Annotated in this window: 19 protein-coding genes and 1 pseudogene; 7 read left to right on the forward strand and 13 right to left on the reverse strand. The window is 69.6% G+C overall.

Annotated elements, in window-relative coordinates:
• The 10 genes and pseudogenes from AVS7_RS23485 to AVS7_RS04305 form a co-directional block, all read right to left on the reverse strand.
• Positions 1-74, reverse strand: a pseudogene (locus AVS7_RS23485) (elongation factor Tu); the annotation flags it as partial.
• Between the two features lie 173 nt (positions 75-247).
• A complete protein-coding gene (fusA, locus tag AVS7_RS04265) occupies positions 248-2350 on the reverse strand; it encodes an elongation factor G (RefSeq protein ID WP_020227176.1) in 2103 nt (700 codons plus the stop codon).
• Positions 2351-2437: 87 nt separating this feature from the next.
• Entirely contained in the window at positions 2438-2911 is a 474-nt protein-coding gene (gene rpsG / locus AVS7_RS04270; protein ID WP_020227177.1) for a 30S ribosomal protein S7, read from the reverse strand.
• Positions 2912-3081: 170 nt separating this feature from the next.
• Positions 3082-3459, reverse strand: a complete 378-nt coding sequence (rpsL, locus tag AVS7_RS04275) for a 30S ribosomal protein S12 (RefSeq protein ID WP_003059441.1) — start codon at positions 3457-3459, stop codon at positions 3082-3084.
• 123 nt (positions 3460-3582) lie between these two features.
• Positions 3583-5100: a cellulose biosynthesis protein BcsG gene (gene bcsG, locus AVS7_RS04280; RefSeq protein WP_020227178.1), complete on the reverse strand. Its 1518-nt coding sequence runs from the start codon at positions 5098-5100 to the stop codon at positions 3583-3585.
• Positions 5101-5274: 174 nt separating this feature from the next.
• On the reverse strand, positions 5275-6438 hold the full coding sequence (locus tag AVS7_RS04285) for a D-alanyl-D-alanine carboxypeptidase family protein (protein WP_024000930.1): 1164 nt from the start codon (positions 6436-6438) through the stop codon (positions 5275-5277).
• A 47-nt stretch (positions 6439-6485) separates the two neighbouring features.
• Positions 6486-7112 (reverse strand): alpha/beta hydrolase, encoded by a 627-nt coding sequence (locus AVS7_RS04290; RefSeq protein ID WP_020227180.1) that lies wholly within the window; start codon positions 7110-7112, stop codon positions 6486-6488.
• A 74-nt stretch (positions 7113-7186) separates the two neighbouring features.
• Complete coding sequence (locus tag AVS7_RS04295) at positions 7187-7522, reverse strand: ferredoxin (protein WP_020227181.1); 336 nt, start codon at positions 7520-7522, stop codon at positions 7187-7189.
• A gap of 9 nt (positions 7523-7531) precedes the next feature.
• The gene (locus tag AVS7_RS04300; RefSeq protein ID WP_020227182.1) at positions 7532-8629 is read right to left on the reverse strand and encodes a VanZ family protein; all 1098 of its coding nucleotides are present in this window, start codon (positions 8627-8629) and stop codon (positions 7532-7534) included.
• Between the two features lie 7 nt (positions 8630-8636).
• Positions 8637-9065 carry a CopD family protein gene (locus AVS7_RS04305; protein ID WP_020227183.1) on the reverse strand — a complete coding sequence of 143 codons (429 nt, stop codon included), beginning with the start codon at positions 9063-9065 and terminating at the stop codon, positions 8637-8639.
• 183 nt (positions 9066-9248) lie between these two features.
• Here AVS7_RS04305 and hemB point away from each other — a divergent pair, with 183 nt between their 5' ends.
• The 6 genes from hemB to AVS7_RS04335 all read left to right on the forward strand — a co-directional run bounded on the left by hemB (position 9249) and on the right by AVS7_RS04335 (position 16463).
• Complete coding sequence (gene hemB / locus AVS7_RS04310) at positions 9249-10259, forward strand: porphobilinogen synthase (RefSeq protein ID WP_034689927.1); 1011 nt, start codon at positions 9249-9251, stop codon at positions 10257-10259.
• Between the two features lie 39 nt (positions 10260-10298).
• Positions 10299-11474: a magnesium transporter CorA family protein gene (locus tag AVS7_RS04315; RefSeq protein WP_020227185.1), complete on the forward strand. Its 1176-nt coding sequence runs from the start codon at positions 10299-10301 to the stop codon at positions 11472-11474.
• Positions 11475-11545: 71 nt separating this feature from the next.
• Positions 11546-12058 (forward strand): MarR family winged helix-turn-helix transcriptional regulator, encoded by a 513-nt coding sequence (locus AVS7_RS04320; protein WP_020227186.1) that lies wholly within the window; start codon positions 11546-11548, stop codon positions 12056-12058.
• Between the two features lie 29 nt (positions 12059-12087).
• Positions 12088-13548 carry an efflux transporter outer membrane subunit gene (locus tag AVS7_RS04325; protein ID WP_020227187.1) on the forward strand — a complete coding sequence of 487 codons (1461 nt, stop codon included), beginning with the start codon at positions 12088-12090 and terminating at the stop codon, positions 13546-13548.
• Positions 13549-13689: 141 nt separating this feature from the next.
• Positions 13690-14895: an efflux RND transporter periplasmic adaptor subunit gene (locus AVS7_RS04330; protein WP_020227188.1), complete on the forward strand. Its 1206-nt coding sequence runs from the start codon at positions 13690-13692 to the stop codon at positions 14893-14895.
• Between the two features lie 2 nt (positions 14896-14897).
• A complete protein-coding gene (locus tag AVS7_RS04335; RefSeq protein WP_020227189.1) occupies positions 14898-16463 on the forward strand; it encodes a DHA2 family efflux MFS transporter permease subunit in 1566 nt (521 codons plus the stop codon).
• A gap of 55 nt (positions 16464-16518) precedes the next feature.
• Here the strand turns inward: AVS7_RS04335 and AVS7_RS04340 are convergent, their stop codons facing one another.
• From AVS7_RS04340 to pcaB, 3 genes are read right to left on the reverse strand one after another with little or no spacing between them, the layout of a single operon-like run.
• The gene (locus tag AVS7_RS04340; protein WP_020227190.1) at positions 16519-18015 is read right to left on the reverse strand and encodes a fumarate hydratase; all 1497 of its coding nucleotides are present in this window, start codon (positions 18013-18015) and stop codon (positions 16519-16521) included.
• A gap of 5 nt (positions 18016-18020) precedes the next feature.
• Positions 18021-18998 carry a tripartite tricarboxylate transporter substrate binding protein gene (locus AVS7_RS04345; RefSeq protein ID WP_020227191.1) on the reverse strand — a complete coding sequence of 326 codons (978 nt, stop codon included), beginning with the start codon at positions 18996-18998 and terminating at the stop codon, positions 18021-18023.
• 25 nt (positions 18999-19023) lie between these two features.
• On the reverse strand, positions 19024-20391 hold the full coding sequence (pcaB, locus tag AVS7_RS04350; protein ID WP_020227192.1) for a 3-carboxy-cis,cis-muconate cycloisomerase: 1368 nt from the start codon (positions 20389-20391) through the stop codon (positions 19024-19026).
• 119 nt (positions 20392-20510) lie between these two features.
• Here pcaB and AVS7_RS04355 point away from each other — a divergent pair, with 119 nt between their 5' ends.
• Entirely contained in the window at positions 20511-21245 is a 735-nt protein-coding gene (locus tag AVS7_RS04355; protein ID WP_020227193.1) for a GntR family transcriptional regulator, read from the forward strand.
• The last annotated feature ends 33 nt before the right edge of the window (positions 21246-21278 follow it).

The following is a 21278-nucleotide window of genomic DNA, read 5'->3' on the forward strand; positions in this document are numbered from 1 at the left end:
TTGCCATGGTCCACGTGACCGATCGTGCCCACGTTCACGTGGGGCTTGGTACGTTCGAACTTACCTTTTGCCATTTCTGATCTCCAAAAGAGCAATGCCTGTGTTGGGGTTTAACGTCTGCACCCGGTTGCTGGTTCGGCCCGCACAGCGCGACAGGCCGGCACCGGATCGCAGATTGCAAGAAACTTGCTATCTTTAAGTGAGCTGCCAGCACTTACTGGATAAGCGCTGGCAGCCGATTTTGCACTTACTTGGCGCGCGCGGCAATGATGGCCTCGGCCACGTTGCGCGGAGCTTCGGAGTAGTGCTTGAACTCCATCGTGTACGTGGCACGGCCCTGCGTCATCGAGCGCAGCTGCGTGGCGTAGCCGAACATCTCGGACAGCGGGACTTCGGCCTTGATGGCCTTGCCGCCGCCGACCATGTCGTCCATGCCCTGCACCATGCCGCGGCGGCTGGAGAGGTCGCCCATCACGGTACCGGCATAGTCCTCGGGCGTCTCGACTTCCACGGCCATCATGGGCTCGAGGATGACGGGGCCGGCCTTCTTGGCGGCTTCCTTGAAGCCGAAGATGGCAGCCATCTTGAACGCCTGTTCGGACGAGTCCACGTCGTGGTACGAACCGAAGGTCAGCGCGACCTTGACGTCCACCACAGGGTAGCCGGCCAGCACGCCGCTGGTGAGCGCTTCTTCCACGCCCTTCTGCACGGCGGGGATGTACTCGCGCGGCACCACGCCGCCCTTGATCTCGTCGAGGAACTCGAAGCCCTTGCCCGGCTCGTTGGGTTCCAGGCGGAACACCACGTGGCCGTACTGGCCCTTACCGCCGGACTGGCGCACGAACTTGCCGTCCACGTCCTTGACCGTGTTGCGGATGGTTTCGCGGTAGGCCACCTGGGGCTTGCCCACGTTGGCTTCCACGCCGAACTCGCGCTTCATGCGGTCGACGATGATTTCCAGGTGCAGCTCGCCCATGCCGGCGATGATGGTCTGGCCGGACTCTTCGTCGGAGCGCACGCGGAACGACGGGTCCTCGGACGCCAGGCGCGACAGGGCGATGCCCATCTTTTCCTGGTCGGACTTGGACTTGGGTTCCACGGCCTGCGCGATCACGGGCTCGGGGAACACCATGCGCTCCAGGGTCACGACGGCATCGGGATCGCACAGGGTTTCGCCCGTGGTCACGTCCTTCAGGCCCACGCAGGCGGCGATGTCGCCGGCGCGGATTTCGTCGATTTCCACGCGCTCGTTGGCCATCATCTGCACGATACGGCCGATGCGCTCCTTCTTGCCCTTGACGGCGTTGTAGACGGTGTCGCCCTTGGAGAGCACGCCGGAGTACACGCGCACGAACGTGAGCTGGCCCACGAACGGGTCGGTCATCAGCTTGAAGGCCAGCGCGGAGAACTTCTCGGCGTCGTCGGCCTTGCGCGACGTGGGCTGCTCGTCCTCGTCGGTACCGCCCACGGGCGGGATGTCCACGGGCGAGGGCAGGTAGTCGATCACGGCGTCGAGCATGCGCTGCACGCCCTTGTTCTTGAACGCGGTGCCGCACAGCATGGGCTGGATTTCGGTCGCGATGGTGCGCGTGCGCAGGCCGAGCTTGACTTCGGCTTCGGAGAGGTCGCCCTCTTCGAGGTACTTGTTCATCAGCTCTTCGCTGGCTTCAGCGGCGGCCTCGACCATGTTCTCGCGCCACTTCTGGGCATCGGCAGCCAGCTCGGCCGGGATGTCCTGGTACTCGAACTTCATGCCCTGGGAAGCTTCGTCCCAGATGATGGCCTTCATCTTCACGAGGTCGATCACGCCCTTGAAGTTGTCTTCCGCGCCGATCGGGATCACCACGGGCACGGGGTTGGCCTTCAGGCGCAGCTTCATCTGGTCGTAGACCTTGAAGAAGTTGGCGCCGGTGCGGTCCATCTTGTTGACGAACGCAAGGCGGGGCACCTTGTACTTGTTGGCCTGGCGCCACACGGTTTCGGACTGGGGCTGCACGCCGCCCACGGCGCAGTACACCATGCAGGCGCCGTCCAGCACGCGCATGGAACGCTCCACCTCGATGGTGAAGTCCACGTGGCCAGGGGTGTCGATGATGTTGAAGCGGTGCTCGGGGTAGGACATGTCCATGCCCTTCCAGAAGCAGGTCACTGCCGCGGAAGTGATGGTGATGCCGCGCTCCTGCTCCTGCTCCATCCAGTCGGTGGTGGCGGCGCCGTCGTGCACTTCGCCCAGTTTGTGGGTCACACCCGTGTAGAACAGGATACGTTCCGTGGTCGTGGTCTTGCCAGCGTCGATGTGGGCCGAGATACCGATGTTGCGGTAGCGCTCGATGGGAGTTTTGCGAGCCATGATGGGTACTTTCGTTAACGGCTGAGAGCCCGTCCGCCGAAAAGGGCGGATCGGGCTCCCTGCCAGTGCGATAGGTGGGGGCGGAACTTAGAAGCGGAAGTGGCTGAATGCCTTGTTGGCTTCGGCCATGCGGTGCACTTCGTCACGGCGCTTCATCGCGCCGCCACGGCCTTCGGTGGCTTCCATCAGTTCGTTGGCCAGGCGCTGCGCCATGGACTTCTCGCCACGCTTGCGGGCGGCTTCCTTGATCCAGCGCATCGACAGGGCCAGGCGGCGCACGGGACGCACTTCCACGGGCACCTGGTAGTTGGCGCCGCCCACGCGGCGGGACTTCACTTCGACCATCGGCTTCACGTTGTTGATGGCCGTGACGAACACTTCCAGAGCATCCTTCTCGGGCTGCTTCTTGGAGATCAGTTCCAGCGCGCCATAGATGATGCGCTCTGCAACCGCCTTCTTGCCGCCTTCCATGATCACGTTCATGAATTTGGACAGCTCTACGTTGCCGAACTTGGGATCCGGCAGGATTTCACGTTTGGGGACTTCGCGACGACGTGGCATTTTTCACCTCTATCTTTGCTTCAGTTGGCGTCTTTTCAGACACCGCGAGAGCCAAACCATGGACTCCCACTTACTCGACCCGCGCAGAACACCTGCGTTTGGGGTCACTACGCTGCATCACCGCGCCACGCGGGAGACAGCACCGAAAATTCCTTGCGAAAGCGCAGGGCTTACTTGGCCTTGGGCTTCTTGGCACCGTACTTGGAACGGGCCTGCTTGCGGTCCTTGACGCCTTGCAGGTCAAGCGAACCACGCACGATGTGGTAGCGCACACCGGGCAAGTCCTTCACACGGCCGCCGCGCACCAGCACCACGCTGTGTTCTTGCAGGTTGTGGCCTTCGCCGCCGATGTACGAGATCACCTCGAAGCCGTTGGTCAGGCGCACCTTGGCGACCTTACGCAGAGCGGAGTTCGGCTTCTTGGGCGTCGTGGTGTACACACGGGTGCACACGCCACGGCGCTGCGGGCAGTTTTCCATTGCAGGGCTTTTGGATTTGACAACTTCGACCGTGCGGCCCTGGCGCACGAGTTGGTTGATGGTTGGCATGAATACGTCCCTAAACGTGAATTAAGCGAAAACGTGAGTCCCTTCGGAAATTCCGAAAAGCCTTCTAGTGTACTGGTTTGCGGATAACAAGGCAATCCACCCGCGCTGCAGCCGAATCCGGCGCTAGAACGCGTAGGACGCCCAGGCGCCCTGCCCTGCCTTCATCCGGTAGCCGCCCGCCGCGTCGCGCACCACGACCACGTCTTCGTTCTCCGAGACGAAGGGCGTCGTGCCCACTCTGCCCAGGCGCGCCGACAGCGGGCGGGCACGGGCGCCGTAGGGGCTGTCGGCGACCAGATCGGCCAGCAGGCTGTTCAGGTCGAAGTAGCTGGTCGGCCGGTCCACCACGAGCGGGCCGCCGCCCTGCCGCCCCGGCAGGCCGATGAGCTTGACCGCCGCCGGCACCAGCGTGACGCGCGGCCCGGGAATTTCGCGCATGCCGGCAAACTGCATCTTGTCGCCCCGCAGGGACGCGCCGTGCTCCGGCACCATCACCAGCACCACGGGCCGGCCGCTGCTTTCGAGCTGGCCGATGAAGCGGTCGAAATCGTTCAACAGCTTATGCAGCCGGGGCTTGTACGAGGCCAGGCTGCCGCGCGTGTCCGAGCCGGAGACGCGGTTGCCGTCGTGGAGCGAGACGGTGTTGTAGTACAGCGCGGCGGGCTGGCCGCCCTGGCCCTGCCGCTGGCGCCACCACGCCGAGAGGACGGCGAGGTCGTCGTAGATGGGCGAGCCGTCGAAGCTGCGCATGTGCACCGGCGCGCCGCGGCTGACCTGCACCTTGCCGCGCAGCCCGCCGCGGTATTCGAGGAGCTTGGAGAAGTCGTCGAACTCGCCGTCGTGGTTGAGCAGGGCACCGGTCTTGAACCCGGCCTGCTCCAGGACCGGGAAGATCTGGCATTCGCGCGGCGCGCCGCGGTACAGCTGCCCGTGCCGCACCTGCCCGCAGGCGCCGTACAGCAGCCGCAGCACGGCGGGGCCGCTGTAGCTGGCAGCGCTGTTGAAATCGGAGAACAGCAGGTCGAAGCGGCCAAACAGCGGGTGATTGCGTTCCCCCACCACGTCCAGGTCGTCCCATGCCAGCGAGCACACGTGCAGGACGACGAGGTCGAACGCCGGCGTGCCGCCCGCAGGCAGATGCAGCTTGCGCCGCGATTCGTCCTGGTAGAACGTCTGCAGCCGGGCCTGCGGGTCCGCGGGAGCAGCAGCGCTTTGCACCGCGCTGGCGGCAGCCGGCTCGGCACCCAGCTCCGCCACGGCCGGCACGCTCAGGATGCCCAGGAATGCGACGACGGTGAACGGCACCCAGCGCGCCAGCAGCCCATAGGCCACCACGCCCGCCACCAGGGCCAACGCCACCCACGGGTTCACGGCGCGCGCTGCCAGCTCCCACAGGTATTCGGCGCTGAAGCCGCCGAGCCCGGCCAGCAGGCGCTCGGGCCCAGGCAGGAAGGAGTCGTGGTAGAACAGCCCCAACGCCACGGGCCAGGCCAGCCAGCGCCGCGCGCGGCGGGCCCAAGGCCAGCGCAGCGGCCACGCCAGGGCGGCCGCGAACAGCAGGTTGCCGATCCAGCCGAAACCGATGGAGCCCGCGTGGTACAGCCCCGCCTTGGCCAGGAAGTACAGGCTCCAGGCGCCCATCCCCGCGCCCGTGGATTCAGGACGCCGGGCGGCCGGCGCCGGGGTGTGCCGAGGGCGCCGCGCCGGCGGCCTGGGCGGGGCCTTCGGGGAACTGCCGGCCCGGGGCTGCGGCGCCGGGGGTCTGGACCAGCCCGGCGCCGGGGGGGCCTGCGGGTCCTGCGCGTCCATGGACCCTTACTTGATCCAGAGGCGGATGGCGTCCCACGCGCGGCCGAAGATGCCGGCCTCGCCCACGTCTTCCAGCGCCACCAGCGGCACCTCGGTCACGGGCTGGCCTTCCAGCGACACCTTCAGCGTGCCGATGGACTGGCCCTTGGTGAAGGGCGCGATCAGCGGGTCCTTGCGCACGAGCTCGGTGGCGATCTTGCCGGCGCTGCCCGAGGGCACGGTGATGACGATGGCCTCGGGCCGGCCGATCTTCAGCGTGTTCTGCGTGCCCTTCCACACGGCCGGCGTGGCGGCCGGCTGGCCGGCGTCGAAGAGCTTGACGGCATCGAACGCGGTGTAGCCCCAGTTCAGCAGCTTCTGGCTCTCGTTGGCGCGGGCGTTCTCGCTGGCTGCGCCGAGCACGATGGACAGCAGGCGCCGCTGGCCCACCTGCGGGAAGTCGCGCTTGGACGTGGCCACCAGGCAGTAGCCCGCGGCGGCCGTGTGGCCGGTCTTGAGGCCGTCCACCGTCGGGTCGCGCAGCAGCAGCGTATTGCGGTTGTTGCTGTTGGATGCCGGCGTGCCCTCGTAGCGGTACTGCTTGGTGGCATAGTAGTGCATGTACTCGGGGAAGTCGCGCATCAGCCGGGTGGCCAGCGTGGCCAGGTCGCGCGCCGTGGTGGTGTGGCCGGGCTCGGTCAGGCCCTCGGGGTTCTTGTAGGCGGTGCCGTTCATGCCCAGGGCCTTGGCCTGCTCGTTCATCAGGCGCACGAAATTGTCGACCGTGCCGCCCACGCCTTCGGCCAGGGCCACGGTGGCGTCGTTGCCGGACTGCACGATCATGCCCTTGAGCAGGTCGTCCACCGGCACCTGCATCTTGGGGTCGATGAACATGCGCGAGCCGGGCATCTTCCAGGCGCGCTCGGAGACGGGCAGCTTCTGCTCCAGCGTGATCTTCTTGGCGCGCAGCGCGTCGAAGACGAGGTAGCCGGTCATGAGCTTGGTGAGCGAGGCCTGCTCCACCGGCGCGTCGATGTCCTTGGCGGCGAGCACCTGGCCGGCCGTCACGTCCACCAGCAGGTAGTTGCGCGCGGCGATTTCCGGCGGCTGGGGCGCCTGTGCCCACAGGGCGGCGGGCGCCAGCAGGGCGGCACAGGCAAGGGTTCGCAACGAGGACAGGAAAGACTTCATGGTGGAGGAAACGCGGAAAACAGGGGGAAAAGAATAGAGGCGGGGGCTCATTGCAGGTGGCGCACGACCAGGCCCTTGAGCAGCGGCAATTGTCCGTGAAAGAAATGGCCGCCCCCGGGCACGACGGTAACCGGCAGTGACTGCGGGCGCGCCCAGTCCATCACGGAAGCCAGGGGCACGGTGTCGTCGGCCTCGCCGTGCACGACCAGCGTGCGCAGGTGGGCGTCGGGCGGCACGGGCGCCACGGTGAAGCGGCTGGCGGCCGTGCCCACGAGCACGGCGCGGTCCACCTCGCGCTCGCCCCACAGGCGCGCCAGCGCATGGCTGGTGACGAAGGCGCCGAAGGAAAAGCCCGCCAGGGCGATCGGCCCCGTTTCGGCGGCCTGCCGCACGACGGCCAGCAGGTCGTCCAGCTCGCCCCGCCCCTCGTCGTGCGTGCCGGCGGTGCCGCCCACGCCGCGGAAGTTGAAGCGCACGGCGGTGAAGCCGCACTGCACGAAGGCACGCGCCAGCGTCTGCACCACCTTGTTGTCCATCGTGCCGCCGAACAGCGGATGCGGGTGCGCGATCACCGCCACGCCTCGCGCGGGCGCGCCCTCGGCAGGCGCATCGCGCAGGGCTTCGATGGGGCCCACGGGGCCGGCAAGGGTCAAGCGTTCGGTCTGTGCGTTCACGTCAAGCTACCAATTCAATAGCTGCCGGCGCTTGACTGGCAAGCGCTGGAGGCCAAAAACACTATGAATGCGGATCAGCGGCCAAGTTCCGGCGGCGTGCGCAAGCGCTCCACCACCTGGCCGTTCTTGAGGTGCGACTCCACGATCTCGTCGATGTCGGCCTCGTCCACATAGGTGTACCAGGTCCCCTCGGGATAGACCACGGCGATGGGCCCGCCCGCGCAGCGGTCCAGGCACCCGGCCTTGTTCACGCGCACCTTGCCGGGGCCGGCCAGGCCCTGCTTCTTGACGAGCGACTTGCAGCGCTCGAACGCCTGCTGCGCACCGTGGTGGGCACAGCAGTTCTCGCCGTTGGTGCGCTCGTTGAGGCAAAAGAAGATGTGGCGCTGGTAGTACGGGGTGTCGCTCATGGGCCGATTCTAGGATTCCGCCTCGCGCCGCGACACCCGCAGCACCACATAGACGAGCGCCGCATAGGGCCAGATCCAGCCCAGCCACTGCCCCAGGCCGTAGAAGCGGATGAACCGTCCCTGTTCCCAGGCCTGCAGCGTCTGCGCGAAGTAGGCGCTTTCGGGCGCCTCGTTGAGCAGGTTCAGGTGCAGCATCAGCGCCAGCAGCAGCAGCGCCGCGCAGGCACGGCGAGGCACCGCCGCCAGCGCCAGCGCGGCGGCCACGCCGGCGATCACGCCCGCGCGCGCGGGCAGCGTCTGCCATTCCCAGGCGTGGGTGGGCCCGTAGGTCAGGGCCGCCGAAAGCGCCGTCACCGCCACGCCCGCCAGGGCCACGCACAGGGCGAACACCACGCGCCGGCCCACATGGCGCATCACGCAGTAGCCCAGCAAGCAGGGGATCAGCAGCCCCAGCGCCACGGCCAGCAGCTCGCCGCCCTGCGACAACGGCTCCAGCGCCTCGTCGCGCACCGGCAGCCATTCGAGGAAGGGCGTGTCGTCCAGCAAATCGAAAAGCGCCGCCTCCAGCCGCTCCCAGACCTGCCCCAGCCCGAAGGGCAGCGCCGCCGGGAACAGCAGCGCCCAGGGCCACAGCGCCAGCAGCACCAGCGCGCCGCGCGCATCCGGCACGAACCACTGCGCGCGGAAACGGCTCCAGCGCGCGATGGCGCCCAGGCGCTCCAGCAGCGCCGCCGCCAGCGCGCCCAGCAGCGCGCCCGCGGCGTTGAGCGCCAGGTCCATGTTGGAGGGCACGCGCCGCGGCAGGTAGATCTGCAGGTATTCCATTGCCAGCGACAGCAGCGCGCCCGCCAGCGCCGCCACCGGCACCGCCGCGCGCGGCCAGCCCGTGCGCAGCAGCGCCAGCGCCAGCAGGAAGCCCAGCGGCGCGTAGCCCGCCACGTTGAGGTTCACGTCGAACCACGTCCAGTACGGCGGCGGGATGCGCGCCGTGAAGAACACCCAGGGCGAGATGCCCTGTTCGCGCCAGCCCTCGAACGGGAACAGGCTGGCGAAGACGATCAGCGCGCCATAGATCAGCGCCAGGGGCCAGGCCGACGTCTTGTGCATGCCCCGGCTAGAACGGCTTGACCACCACGAGGATCACCGCCGCGACCAGCAGCAGCACGGGGACTTCGTTGAACACGCGGAACCAGCGGTGGCTGTGCTGGTCGGTGTTGGCCACCAGCTTGCGCAGCAGCACGGCGCAGGCATGGTGGTAGCCCACCGCCAGCACCACCACGGCCAGCTTGGCGTGCAGCCAGCCATTGCCCGGCCCGCGCCCGATGCCGTAGCCCAGCCACAACCACAGGCCCAGGCCCAGGGCCGGCACCGCCAGCATCGTCGTGAAGCGCAGCAGCTTGCGCGCCATCAGCACCAGGCGCTCGCGCTCGGCCACCGATCCGGGCGTCACCATGGCCAGGTTGACGAAGATGCGCGGCAGGTAGAACAGGCCGGCGAACCAGCTGGCGATGAAGACGATGTGGAAGGCTTTGACCCAGAGCATGGAGGCGGTGGAGGAAAAAAAGAAGCCCGGCGGGACCGGGCGGGAAAGCCCTGGGCATGCGTGGCATGCCAAGGCCCCGCTCAGGGAGGTAAAGCGGGGGGCGGCGTGCCGCCCGGGGGCAATCTAGCACCCGATCCCCGCCAGCGCAAGGCTGCGGCATGGCATATGGCGCACAATTTGCCCATGCATCTGTCCAGCCCCACCCCTTTCCCCGCCAACCGCCCGCGCCGCCTGCGCCGCGACGCATACACCCGCAACCTGGTGCGCGAGACCGTGCTCACGCCGCACGACTTCATCTACCCCGTGTTCGTGCACGAAGGCACCAACCTGCGCGTGCCCGTGCCCTCCATGCCCGGCGTGGAGCGCCTGAGCCTGGACCTGCTGCTGCCCGTAGCCGAGGAGTGCGTGAAGCTGGGCATCCCCGTGCTGGCGCTGTTCCCCTCGATCGACACGCAGCTCAAGACGCCCGACGGCAAGGAGGCGCTGAACCCCGACGGCCTCGTGCCGCGCGTGGTGCGCAAGCTCAAGGCCGAGTTCCCCGGCCTGGGCGTGCTGACCGACGTGGCGCTGGACCCCTACACCAGCCACGGCCAGGACGGCCTGCTCGACGACACCGGCTACATCCTGAACGACGAGACGGTCGAAGTCCTCGTGGGCCAGGCCCTGGCGCATGCCGGCGCGGGCGTGGACATGGTCGCGCCCAGCGACATGATGGACGGGCGCATCGGCGCCATCCGCGAGGCGCTGGAGACGCACGGCCACATCCACACGCGCATCATGGCCTACAGCGCCAAGTACGCCAGCGCCTTCTACGGCCCGTTCCGCGACGCCGTGGGCTCCAGCGCCAACCTGGGCGCCAGCAACAAGAACGTCTACCAGATGGACCCGGCCAACACCGACGAGGCCCTGCGCGAGGTGGCGCTGGACCTGGCCGAAGGCGCCGACATGGTCATGGTCAAGCCCGGCATGCCCTACCTGGACGTGGTGCGCCGCGTGAAGGACGAGTTCCGAGTGCCCACCTTCGCCTACCAGGTCAGCGGCGAATACGCCATGCTCAAGGCCGCCGCGGCCAACGGCTGGCTCGACCACGACAAGGTGATGATGGAGTCGCTGCTGGCCTTCAAGCGCGCGGGCGCCGACGGCGTGCTGACCTATTTCGCGCTCGACGCCGCGCGCCTTCTGCTCGCAAAATAAGAGCTGCTTGCGCTTGATGGAAAAGCGCTGGAGGCCGATTTGACTGGAAACCCGCCGCAGCCGATCCGCGTCTTCCTCCTGCAGCCCGGCGCCCTGGCGCAGGAGCTGCAGGCCCTGCCCGCGCAGCCGCCCGCACAGGGCTTCTACTGGATCGCCTGCACGCGCGCGGCCTTCAGCGCCGAGCTGCCGCGCCTGCAGGCCGCGCTGCAGGCGGCGGCCGGGCAGCAGCTGGTGGACCTGCACGTGTCCGACCTGCTCAACCCGCAGCTGCCCTCGCACTACGACTACACCTCGCAGTACGACCTGCTGGTGGTGCGCCGCCTGGGCACTGCGCAGGAAAGCGCCGCCGCCCCGCTGGCGGCCGCGGCCGCGCGCGGCGGCCCGCCGGTGCTGCGGCGCATCGACACCAGCCCCGTGGGCTTCGCCGTGTTCGACCAGGTGCTGCTCTCCGTGCACCCCGGAGACTGCACCGTGCGCGACGCCTACGCCGCCCGCCTGGCCGCGCCCCCGCCCGCCGCGGCGCCCGCCACCACCCCGGCCGAGGCCGTGGTGCGCGACCTGCGCAGCGGCCCCGTGGCCGGCGCGCGCCTGCCCGCCAGCCCCGCCGACCTGATGCTGCGCGTGGCCGGCCACATCGTGGACAACTACCTGGACCTGCGCCGCGAGCTCTCGCGCCAGCTCGACCACTGGCAGTCCGAGCTGCTCAAGCCCGGCACCCGCTTCACCAACTGGGGCGCGCTGCTCGACGCGCGCCTCACCCTGCACCAGCTCGACGAGATCTGCGAGGACCAGCGCGCCGCCATCCAGGCCTGGAGCGAGGCGCTGGACACCTGGGCCGCGCCCGGCGGCAACGCGCAGGCCGCGCGCGAGCTGGACCTGCTCAAGGTGCGCAGCCGCGACGTGCTGGAGCACATCGAGCGCGTGGTGCACCACGTGCGCCGCCTTGAGCAAAGCACCGAGGCCGTGCTGCAGATGCATTTCTCCGTGCAGAGCAACCGCACCAACGACATCATGCGCACCCTCACGGCGCTCACCGCCGTGTTCCTGCCGCTGAACCTGATCGCCGGCATCTTCGGCATGAACTTCGAGTTCATCCCCTTCGTGCACCAGGAGGAAGGCTTCTGGTGGGCCATGGGCAGCATGACCTTGATCGCCGTGGCGCTCACGGCCTTCTTCTGGCGCAAGCGCTACCTGACGCGCACGGGGCGGGGCTGAGACCCTTCTCACGGCAGGGATTCAATCCTTGTCCTGGCAAATAATTGCCTAGGCAATTATTGTTGCGCCCCATGAAAACGCCGGATGAAGAAGACGCGCTGGCCGGCGACGGCCTGTGCCCGCTGTCCCATCCCTCGCTGCCCGTTCCGTTCGAGGTGGAGCAAAGCCTCGGCTTCCAGTTGCGCCGCATCGCCACGCTGCTGGGCGCCGAGGTGGACCGCCGCATGGAGCCCCTGGGCCTGACCGACGCACAGTGGAAGCCCCTGCTGCGCCTGCTGCTCGACCCGCCCGGCACGGCCGCGGCGCTGGCGCGCGTGTGCCACCTGGACGCCGGCGGCCTCACGCGCCTGCTCGACCGCCTGGAGGCCAAGGGCCTGTGCCAGCGTGAACGCTCGCAGGAAGACCGGCGCGTGGTGAACATCGCCCTCACGCCCGAGGGCCGCGCCGTGGCCGAGCAGCTCCCCGCCATCCTGGCCGGCGTGCAGCGCGAGCTGCTTGCGGGCTTCGACGAGGCGGAAGAAGCGCGACTACGCGACTTCCTCGCCCGCATCTACGCCAACACCCGCGCCATGCCCGGCTCCTGAATTTCCCCGTCCTCCGAGAGAACCACAACATGAAGAACCACCTCTCCCCCGACCCCACCGCCGCACCGCCCGCTGTCGCACCACCCGGCTCCGCGCTGCTCTACGCCGCCACGCTGGCCGTGGCCCTGCTGGCGCTGCCCGCGCTCACGGGCTGCGCCGACACGGGCGGCATCGCCGCGCAGGCGCGGCTGCGCGACACGGCCACGCTCGTCGCGCCCGGCACGGCCGAATTGGCCGTCGCCCCCGACTGGTGGCGCGCCTTCGGCGACGCGCAGCTCGACGCGTTGGTGCAGCAGGCGCTGGACGGCAACCCCGGCCTGCGCCAGGCCCAGGCGCGCATCGTCCGCGCCGAGGCCTTTACCTACGCCGCGCGCGCCGCGCTCGGCCCGCAGGTCAACGCCAGCACGGATCTCATGCGCCAGCGCTACAGCGAGAACGGCCCCTACCCGCCCGGCCAGGCGGGCAGCATCCTGAGCATCGACACGGCGCGCCTGTCGGGCAGCTGGGAGATCGACTTCTTCGGCAAGAACCGCGCCGCGCTCGAATCGGCCCTGGGCACGGCCCGCGCCGCGCGCGCCGATGCCGATGCCGCGCGCCTGCTGCTCGCGGCCAACGTGGTGCACTCCTACCTGCAGCTCGCGCGGCTGCAGGAGCAATTGCAGGTGGCCGAACGCACGCTGGCCCAGCGCGAGGAAATGCTGCGCCTCGTGCAGCAGCGCGTGAGCGCCGGCCTGGACACGCGGCTGGAGCTGCGCCAGAGCGAGGGCGCGCTACCCGAGGCGCGCCAGCAGATCGAGGCCCTGCGCGAGCAGGCCGCCCTCACGCGCAACGCGCTGGGCGCGCTGATTGCAGAGCCGAAAACGGCCCTGGCGCTTACCCCTCAAGCGCTGACAGCTATCAGATCAGAAGCAATCCCCACCACCCTGCCCGCCGACCTGCTGGGCCGCCGCCCCGACGTGGCCGCCGCGCGCTGGCGCGTGGAAGCCGCCACGCAAGACGTGGCCGTGGCGCGCGCGCAGTTCTACCCGAACGTGAGCCTGACGGCCTTCGTGGGCCTGGCCAGCATGGGGCTGGATCGCTTCATCGAGGGCGGCAGCCGCGAGTGGGGCGTGGGCCCGGCGCTGCGCCTGCCGGTCTTCGACGCGGGCCGCCTGCGCGCCAACCTGGCGGGCAAGTCGGCCGACCTGGACGCGGCGGTGGAGAGCTACAACGCCGTGCTGCTCGACGCCGTGCGCGACGCGGCCGACCAGCTCGCCTCCAGCGCCTCGGTCGAGCGCCAGATCGCCGAGCAGCGCCAGGCCGGCGAGGCGGCCGAATCCGCCTACGCCATCGCGCGCAAGCGCTACGAGGCCGGCCTCGGCAGCTACCTGCAGGTGCTCTCGGCCGAAACGCAGGTGCTGGCCCAGCGCCGCCAGGCCGTCGATCTGGCCGCGCGCCGCCTCGACACCCAGGCCGCCGTGATGCGCGCCCTGGGCGGCGGCTACATATGAAAGACCCCCTGAGCCGCTTCGCGTCTTCCCCCTGGAAGGGGGACGCCGCCCGTGCGGCGGGGCGGCCCTTGCACGGCGGCCCGCGCCTGCCGCGCGCCAGTTGCGCAGCCTGATACCACTCCAACACCACCCGTTTTCACCATGAACGCACCGCAATCCCCCTCCCCGGCCGCGCCCAAGCCCAACCGCCGCAAGGCTCTGTTCACCCTCGCCGGCGTGGTCGTGCTCGCCGGCGCCGCCTGGGGCCTGTACGACTGGCTGGTCGCCAGCCACTACGAGAGCACCGACAACGCCTACGTGCAGGGCAACGTGATCCAGATCACCCCGCAGACCGGCGGCACGGTGACGGCCATCCTGGCCGACGACACCGACCTGGTGCGCGCCGGCTCGCCGCTGGTGCAGCTCGACCCGGCCGACGCGCGCGTGGCCCTGCAGCAGGCCGAGGCCGCGCTGGCGCAGGCCGTGCGCCAGGCGCGCCAGCTCTACACCAACAACGGCGCGCTCACCGCCCAGGTGCGCCTGCGCGAGGCCGACGTGGCGCGCGCCCAGTCCGACATCGCCCGCGCGCAGGACGACCTGCGCCGCCGCCAGATGCTGACGGGCGACGGCGCCGTCTCCAAGGAAGAACTCAACCACGCGCAAAGCCAGCTCGACACCGCGCGCACCCAGCTCGCGGCCGCGCAGGCCGGCGTGGCGGCGGCGCGCGAGCAGCTCGCCAGCAACCAGTCGCTCACGCAGGGCGTGGCCGTGCAGGAGCACCCCAGCGTGCTGGCCGCCGCCGCCAAGGTGCGCGAGGCCTACCTGGCCGACCGCCGCACCGCCCTGCCCGCGCCGGTGGACGGCTACGTCGCCAAACGCAGCGTGCAGCTCGGCCAGCGCGTGGCGGCGGGCACGCCGCTGCTGTCCATCGTGCCGCTGCACGGGGTGTGGGTGGACGCGAACTTCAAGGAAAACCAGTTGCGCCACCTGCGCCTGGGCCAGCCCGCGAAGCTCACGGCCGACCTGTACGGCAAGAAGGTCGAATACACCGGCACCGTCGCCGGCCTGGGCGTGGGCACGGGCGCAGCCTTCGCGCTGCTTCCCGCGCAGAACGCCACGGGCAACTGGATCAAGGTGGTGCAGCGCGTGCCGGTGCGCATCGCGCTCGACGCCGCGCAGCTCGAACAGCACCCGCTGCGCGTGGGCCTGTCGATGGAAGTCGAGGTGGACACGAAGGAGCGCAGCGGCGCATCGCTGGCTGAGGCCCCGCGCAAGGAGGCCGTGGCGCAGACCACCGTGTACGCATCGCTCGACGAGGGCGCCGACGCCGACGTGGCCCGCATCATCACGGCCAACCTCAAGCCCTGAGCATGAGCGCCCCCTCCTCCGCTGCCGCTCCGCCCCCGCCGCTCACCGGCAGCGCGCGCACCTGGGGCACGCTGGCCCTGTCGGCCGCCACGTTCATGAACGTGCTCGACACGTCCATCGCCAACGTGTCGCTGCCCGCCATCGCGGGCGACCTGGGCGTGAGCCCCACGCAGGGCACCTGGGTCATCACCAGCTTCGCGGTGGCCAACGCCATCGCCGTGCCGCTCACGGGCTGGCTGTCGCAGCGCTTCGGACAGGTGCGGCTGTTCGTGGCCAGCGTCACGCTGTTCGTGATCGCGTCGCTCTTGTGCGGCCTGGCACCGAACATGACGCTGCTGATCGCCTTCCGCGCGCTGCAGGGCTTCGTCGCGGGGCCGATGATTCCGTTGTCGCAGGCGCTGCTGCTCTCCAGCTACCCGCGCGCGCTCGCGGGGCTGGCGATGGCGATGTGGTCCATGACCACGCTGATCGCGCCCGTCACCGGGCCGCTGCTGGGCGGCTGGATCACCGACAACATGGCCTGGCCGTGGATCTTCTACATCAACGTGCCCGTGGGCATCGCCGCCGTGGTGGTCACCTGGGGCATCTTCCACAAGCGCGAGACGGTGCGCCGCCAACTCCCCATCGACTCCATCGGCCTGGCGCTGCTGGTGATCTGGGTGGGTGCGATGCAGATCATGCTGGACATCGGCAAGGAGCACGACTGGTTCGAGTCGCCCTGGGTCGTGGCCTGCGCGCTGGTGGCGGCCATTGGCTTCGTGGCCTTCCTGATCTGGGAGCGCGGCGACGACCATCCCGTGGTCGATCTCACCCTGTTCAGGAACCGCAACTTCTGGGCCGGCTCGCTCGCCACCGCCGTGGGCTACGGCCTGTTCTTCGGCAACGTGGTGCTGCTGCCGCTGTGGCTGCAGCAGTACATGGGCTACACCGCCACGCAGGCCGGCGAGGTGATGGCGCCCGTGGGCCTGCTGGCGCTGGTGCTCTCGCCCTGGGTGGGCAAGAACATCGGCAAGAGCGACCCGCGCCGCTTCGCCACCTTCGCGTTCCTGGTGTTCGCGCTGGTGCTGTGGATGCGCTCGAACTTCAACACCCAGGCCGACTTGGCGACCATCATGGTGCCCACCATCGTGCAGGGCATCTCCATGGCGTTCTTCTTCATTCCACTGGTGACGATCACGCTCTCGGAGATTCCGCCGGAGCGCATTCCCGCCGCCTCGGGCCTGTCGAACTTCATGCGCATTACCGCCGGCGCCGTGGGCACGTCCATCGCCACCACGCTGTGGGAGCGCCGCGCCACGCTGCACCACGCCCAGCTCACCGAAGGGCTCACCCAGGGCAACGGCGCCTTCACCCAGGCGCTGCAAGGACTGCAGGCCGGCGGCCTCACGCCCCAGCAGGCGCTGGCGCAGGTGGAACGCATGCTGAACCAGCAGGCCTTCATGCTCGCAGCCAACGACATCTTCTACGTGTCGGCCGTGCTGTTCATGCTGCTGATCCCGCTGGTCTGGCTGGCCCACGCGCCGCGTGCCTCGGCGGGCAGCGCAGATGCGGCGGCAGGGGCGCATTGACTCCTGAAAAGAGAGCAGCTCGCGCTTTTCCAATAAGCGCTGGAGGCCGTTTTGGCTATGAAACCTGCGTGAACGCATGGATCGTGCGCCCCCGGCTGTCCACCGCCACGGTGACGGGGAAGTCCACCAATTCGAACTCGTGGATCGCCTCCATCCCCAGGTCTTCGAAGGCCAGCACGCGCGCGGCGCGGATGGCCCGGGACAGCAGGTAGGCCGCGCCGCCCGTGGCGCTCAGGTAGGCGCCGCCGTGGCGGGCGATGGCCGCGATGGCGTCCGGGCCGCGCTCGGCCTTGCCGATCATGGCCAGCAGTCCCGCCTGCGCCATCAAGGGCTCGACGAAACGATCCATGCGCGTGGCCGTGGTCGGCCCCGCGGGGCCCACGGCCTCGTCGCCCACGGCATCGACCGGGCCCACGTAGTAGACGACGCGCCCACGCAAGTCCACCGGCAGCGGCGCGCCGCGCGCGAGCAGGTCCACCAGGCGCTTGTGAACGGCGTCGCGCGCGGTGAGCACGCGGCCTGACAGCAGCAGCGTCTGGCCGATGCGCCACTTGCGTACCGCATCGGCGCCGAGGCGGTCGATATCCACGCGCACGGCGCCGGGCATGTCGAAGCGGTCGGCGATGCCGTCCCACAGGGTGGGCGAAGGCTCCTCGATCCGCGCCGGCCCGCTGCCATCGAGCGTGAAGCGCACGTACCGCGCGGCGGCGCAGTTGGGCACCAGCGCCACGGGGATCGTGGCCGCATGGCAGGGCGCGGTGCGCAGCTTCACGTCCAGCACGGCGGACGTGCCGCCCAGGCCCTGCGCGCCGATGCCCAGCGCGTTGGCGCGCTCGCAGACCTGCAGCCGCAGGGCCTCTTCGGCGTTCCGGGCGCCGCGCGCCTGCAGCAAATCCATATCGATGGGGTCGAACAGCGAGAGCTTGGCCAGCAGCATCGCCTGCTCGGGCGTGCCGCCGATGCCGATGCCCAGCGTGCCGGGCGGGCACCAGCCGGCGCCCATGCCGGGCAGTTGCGCGATGACCCAGTCGGCCACGCTGTCGCTGGGCTCCAGCGTGGCGAAGCGCGCCTTCACGTCGCCGCCGCCGCCCTTGGCCACCACCAGCACCTCCAGCGCATCGCCCTCCACGATCTCGCAGTGCACGACGGCGGGCGTGTTGTCCCGCGTGTTGAGCCGCCGGCCCAGCGGGTCGGAGACCATGGTGGCGCGCAGCGGGTTGACCGGGTCGCGGTAGGCGCGGCGCACGCCCTCGTCGGCCACGGCCTGCAGGCTCCAGGGCGGCGCGCCATCGCGGCGGAAGAACTGCACGCCGCAACCCACGCGCAGGAACACCTGGCCCACGCCCGTGTCCTGGCATACGGGCCGCCGGCCCAGGGCGGAAAGGCGGCTGTTCACGAGCAACTGCTCGATGGCCGCGCGCGCCGGTGCGTGGGTCTCGGCGGCCAGCGCCCGGCGCAGCGCGCGCACGAAGTCGGGCGGGTGGTGGTGGCTGACGAACTGGAAGGCCTGCGCCAGGCTGTCCGCCAGGTCTTCCTGGGCGATGCGTGTCATGGCGGTCAGTCGAGCTGGATCTTGGCGTCCGCCACTACCTTGCGCCAGCGCTCGACTTCCGCGGCCGTGTGCTTGGCGAATGCATCGGGGGCGTATTGCGCCTCAGGCAGGAGGTGGATGCCCTGGGCGGCCATGCGCTCGGTCCAGGCCTTGTCGGCCAGGGCCTTCAGGTAGGCCTGGTGCATTTTCTGCACGATGTCCTTGGCTGTGCCCTTGGGGGCGTACAGGCCGTACCAGGTGGCGGCCTCGAAGCCCGGCAGGGTCTTGTCGGCCAGCGGGGGCACGCCGGGGTACTGCTGCGGCATGGCGGTGAGCGAGGTCAGCGCGATGGCGTTGAGGCGCCCCCCCTGCACCTGGGGCAGCGCGGTGTTGCTCTGGTCGAACATGGCATCGACCTGGCCGCCGATCAGGTCGTTGATGGCGGGCGCGGCGCCCTTGTAGGCCACCTGCGTGACGTCGATGCCGGCCCTGGCGGCGAACAGCGCGGCGATCAGGTGCGAGGTGGAGCCCACGCCGGCGTTGCTGAAGTTGATCTGGCCCGGCTGCGCCTTGGCCGCGGCCACCAGGTCGCCGGCGTTCTTGTAGGGGGAGTTCTTGCCCACCAGCATCACCAGCGGCGTGTCGGGGAAGCGGAACACGGCCTCGAAGTCCTTGACCGGGTCGTAGCTCAGTTTCTTGTAGAGCGCCGGGCCCGCGCCCATGTAACCCATGTGCCCCACCAGGAAGGTGTAGCCGTCCGCGGGCGCCTTGGCGGCCTTGGCCGCGCCGATGGTGCCGCCCGCGCCGGGGGTGTTCTCGATGATGACGGGCTGACCCAGCTGCCGGCTGACCTTGTCCGCGATGTCGCGCGCCATGGCGTCCGTGGGGCCGCCGGCGGCGAAGGGCACGATCCAGGTCACGTTCTTGGTGGGCCACGCCTGGGCGTGGGTGAGCGGGGATGCGGCGAGCAGTGCGATGGCGCCAAGGGTTTTGAGGAATTTCATGCGTGTCTCCTGGGTGGTTGGGGGATCAATAGGTCTTGGCCGATGTCTCGATCGCGCGGTCCACCATCACCGGGGCCAGGCCCAGGTAGTTCGCGGGATCGGTCAGGCGGTCGATGGCGGCACGGTCGAAGTGCGCGGTGACGGCGGGCAGGGCCGCCAGGGCGTCGGCCAGGGTGCCGCCGTGCTCGTTGACGGTGCGGCAGGCGTCGTAGACCACGTCGTGCGCCTGCTGGCGCCCCATGGCGGGGGCCAGGCCCATCATCACGGCCTCGGCCACGATCAGGCCGCGGCTGATTCCCAGGTTGCGGCGCATCTGGTCCGTGTCCACGATCAGCCCGCCCAGGGCGAACTTGGCCTGGTGCAGCGCCCCGGCGGCGAGGATGAAGCTCTCGGGGATGGCGACCCATTCGGCATGCCACGGGCCGGTGGCGCGCTCGAAGTCCTGCACCATGGCATCCACCATCAGGCCGGCGTGCTGGCGCACGGCCTTGGCGGCGGCCAGCATCAGCTCGCTGGAGATGGGGTTGCGCTTCTGCGGCATGGTGCTGCTGGCGCCCCGGCCCTTGACGAAGGGCTCGTAGACCTCGGCGAACTCGGTCGAGGCCATGATCATGATGTCCAGCGCGATCTTGCCGAGCGAGCCCGTCACCAGCGCCAGCAGGTTCACCGCCTCGGCGAAGCCGTCGCGCGCCACGTGCCAGGTGGTGGCCGGCACGGCCAGGCCCAGCTCCTCGGCCAGCGCCTGCTGCACCTCCAGCCCCTTGTCGCCCAGCGAGGCCAGCGTGCCCGCCGCGCCCGCGAATTCCACGCACAGCACGCGCTCGCGCAGCTGGGCCAGGCGCTCTTGGTGGCGGTCGAACATGGCCAGCCAGATCGCCACCTTGTAGCCGAAGGTCACGGGCAGCGCCTGCTGCAGGTGGGTGCGGCCGGCCATGGGCGTGTCGCGGTGCTTCTTCGCCAGGCCGGCCAGGATGGCGCGCAGCGCGCGGATGTCGGCCTCCACGATGTCCAGCGCATCGCGCACCTGCAGCACGTTGGCCGTGTCCATGATGTCCTGCGTGGTGGCGCCCCAGTGCACGTAGCGGCCGGCGTCGCCGCACATGGCCACCAGCTGGTGCACCAGCGGCAGGATGGGGTAGCCGACAATGTCGGTTTCGTGGCGCATGTGGTCGAAGTCGATGCGCTCCAGGCGCGACTCGCGGGCGATGGCCTCGGCCGCCTCGGCCGGGATCACGCCGCAGCGCGCCTCGGCGCGCGCCAGGGCCACTTCCACCTCGATGTAGCGGGCGATCAGGCGGCGGTCGGAGAACACCTCGCGCATGGCGGGCGTGCCGAAGGCGTCGCGGAACAGGATGGAATCGATGACGGTGCTGGAGACGGGGCTGAAGGACATGGGAGCGGCCTGGAGTAGGTGGATATACATCGAACATATAAATATGTTCGAACAAATCAACCGTAGATATGTTCGAACAAACGAGAATCAGGAATAACCCTGAGCCGTTGCCGCACGCCATGAACAAGACCACCTACGCCGACCTCGCCCGCGACCTGGCCGAGGCCATCACGGCTGGCACCTACCCCGTGGGCTCGCTGCTGCCCACCGAATTCGAGCTGTGCGAGACGCACGGCCTGAGCCGCTATGCGGTGCGCAAGGCGCTGGACGAGCTGCAGGAGCTGGGGCTGATCTCCCGGCGCAAGAACGTGGGCACGCGCGTGGAGGCCACGCGGCCGGCGGCGGGGTTCACGCAGTCCATCGCCACGGTGGACGAACTGGCCCAGTTCGGCGCCCGGCACGTACGCGTCGTCCGCGGCTCCGAGCGGCTGGTGGCCGACCTGGCGCTGGCCCGGGAGCTGGACTGCCCCGGCGGCACGCGCTGGCTGCACATCTCCAGCCTGCGCATGGAAGACGCCACGCCTACGGCCCGCCCCATCTGCTGGACCGACGTGTACGTGGACGCGGCGTTCGGCGACATCGACGCGCTGGTGCGCGAGTCGCCCGAAACCCTGATCAGCTCCCTGATCGAGGCGCGCTACGGGCGCGCCATCACGCGCATCCGCCAGGAAGTGGATGCCATCCTCATGCCCCCCGGGCTGGCCGGCGAGCTGCAGGCGGAAGCGGGCTCGCCCGCGCTGCGCATCACGCGGCGCTATTACGACGCGACGGGGGAGCTGCTGGAGATTTCACGTTCCACCCACCCCGCCAGCCGCTTCACCTTCTCGATGGAGATGAGCCGCAGCCGGGAATAGGTGGCGGCGCCGCCGCGCTGGCGGCACCGGTGC

Source organism: Acidovorax sp. MR-S7 (assembly GCF_000400995.2).
GTDB lineage: Bacteria > Pseudomonadota > Gammaproteobacteria > Burkholderiales > Burkholderiaceae_C > MR-S7.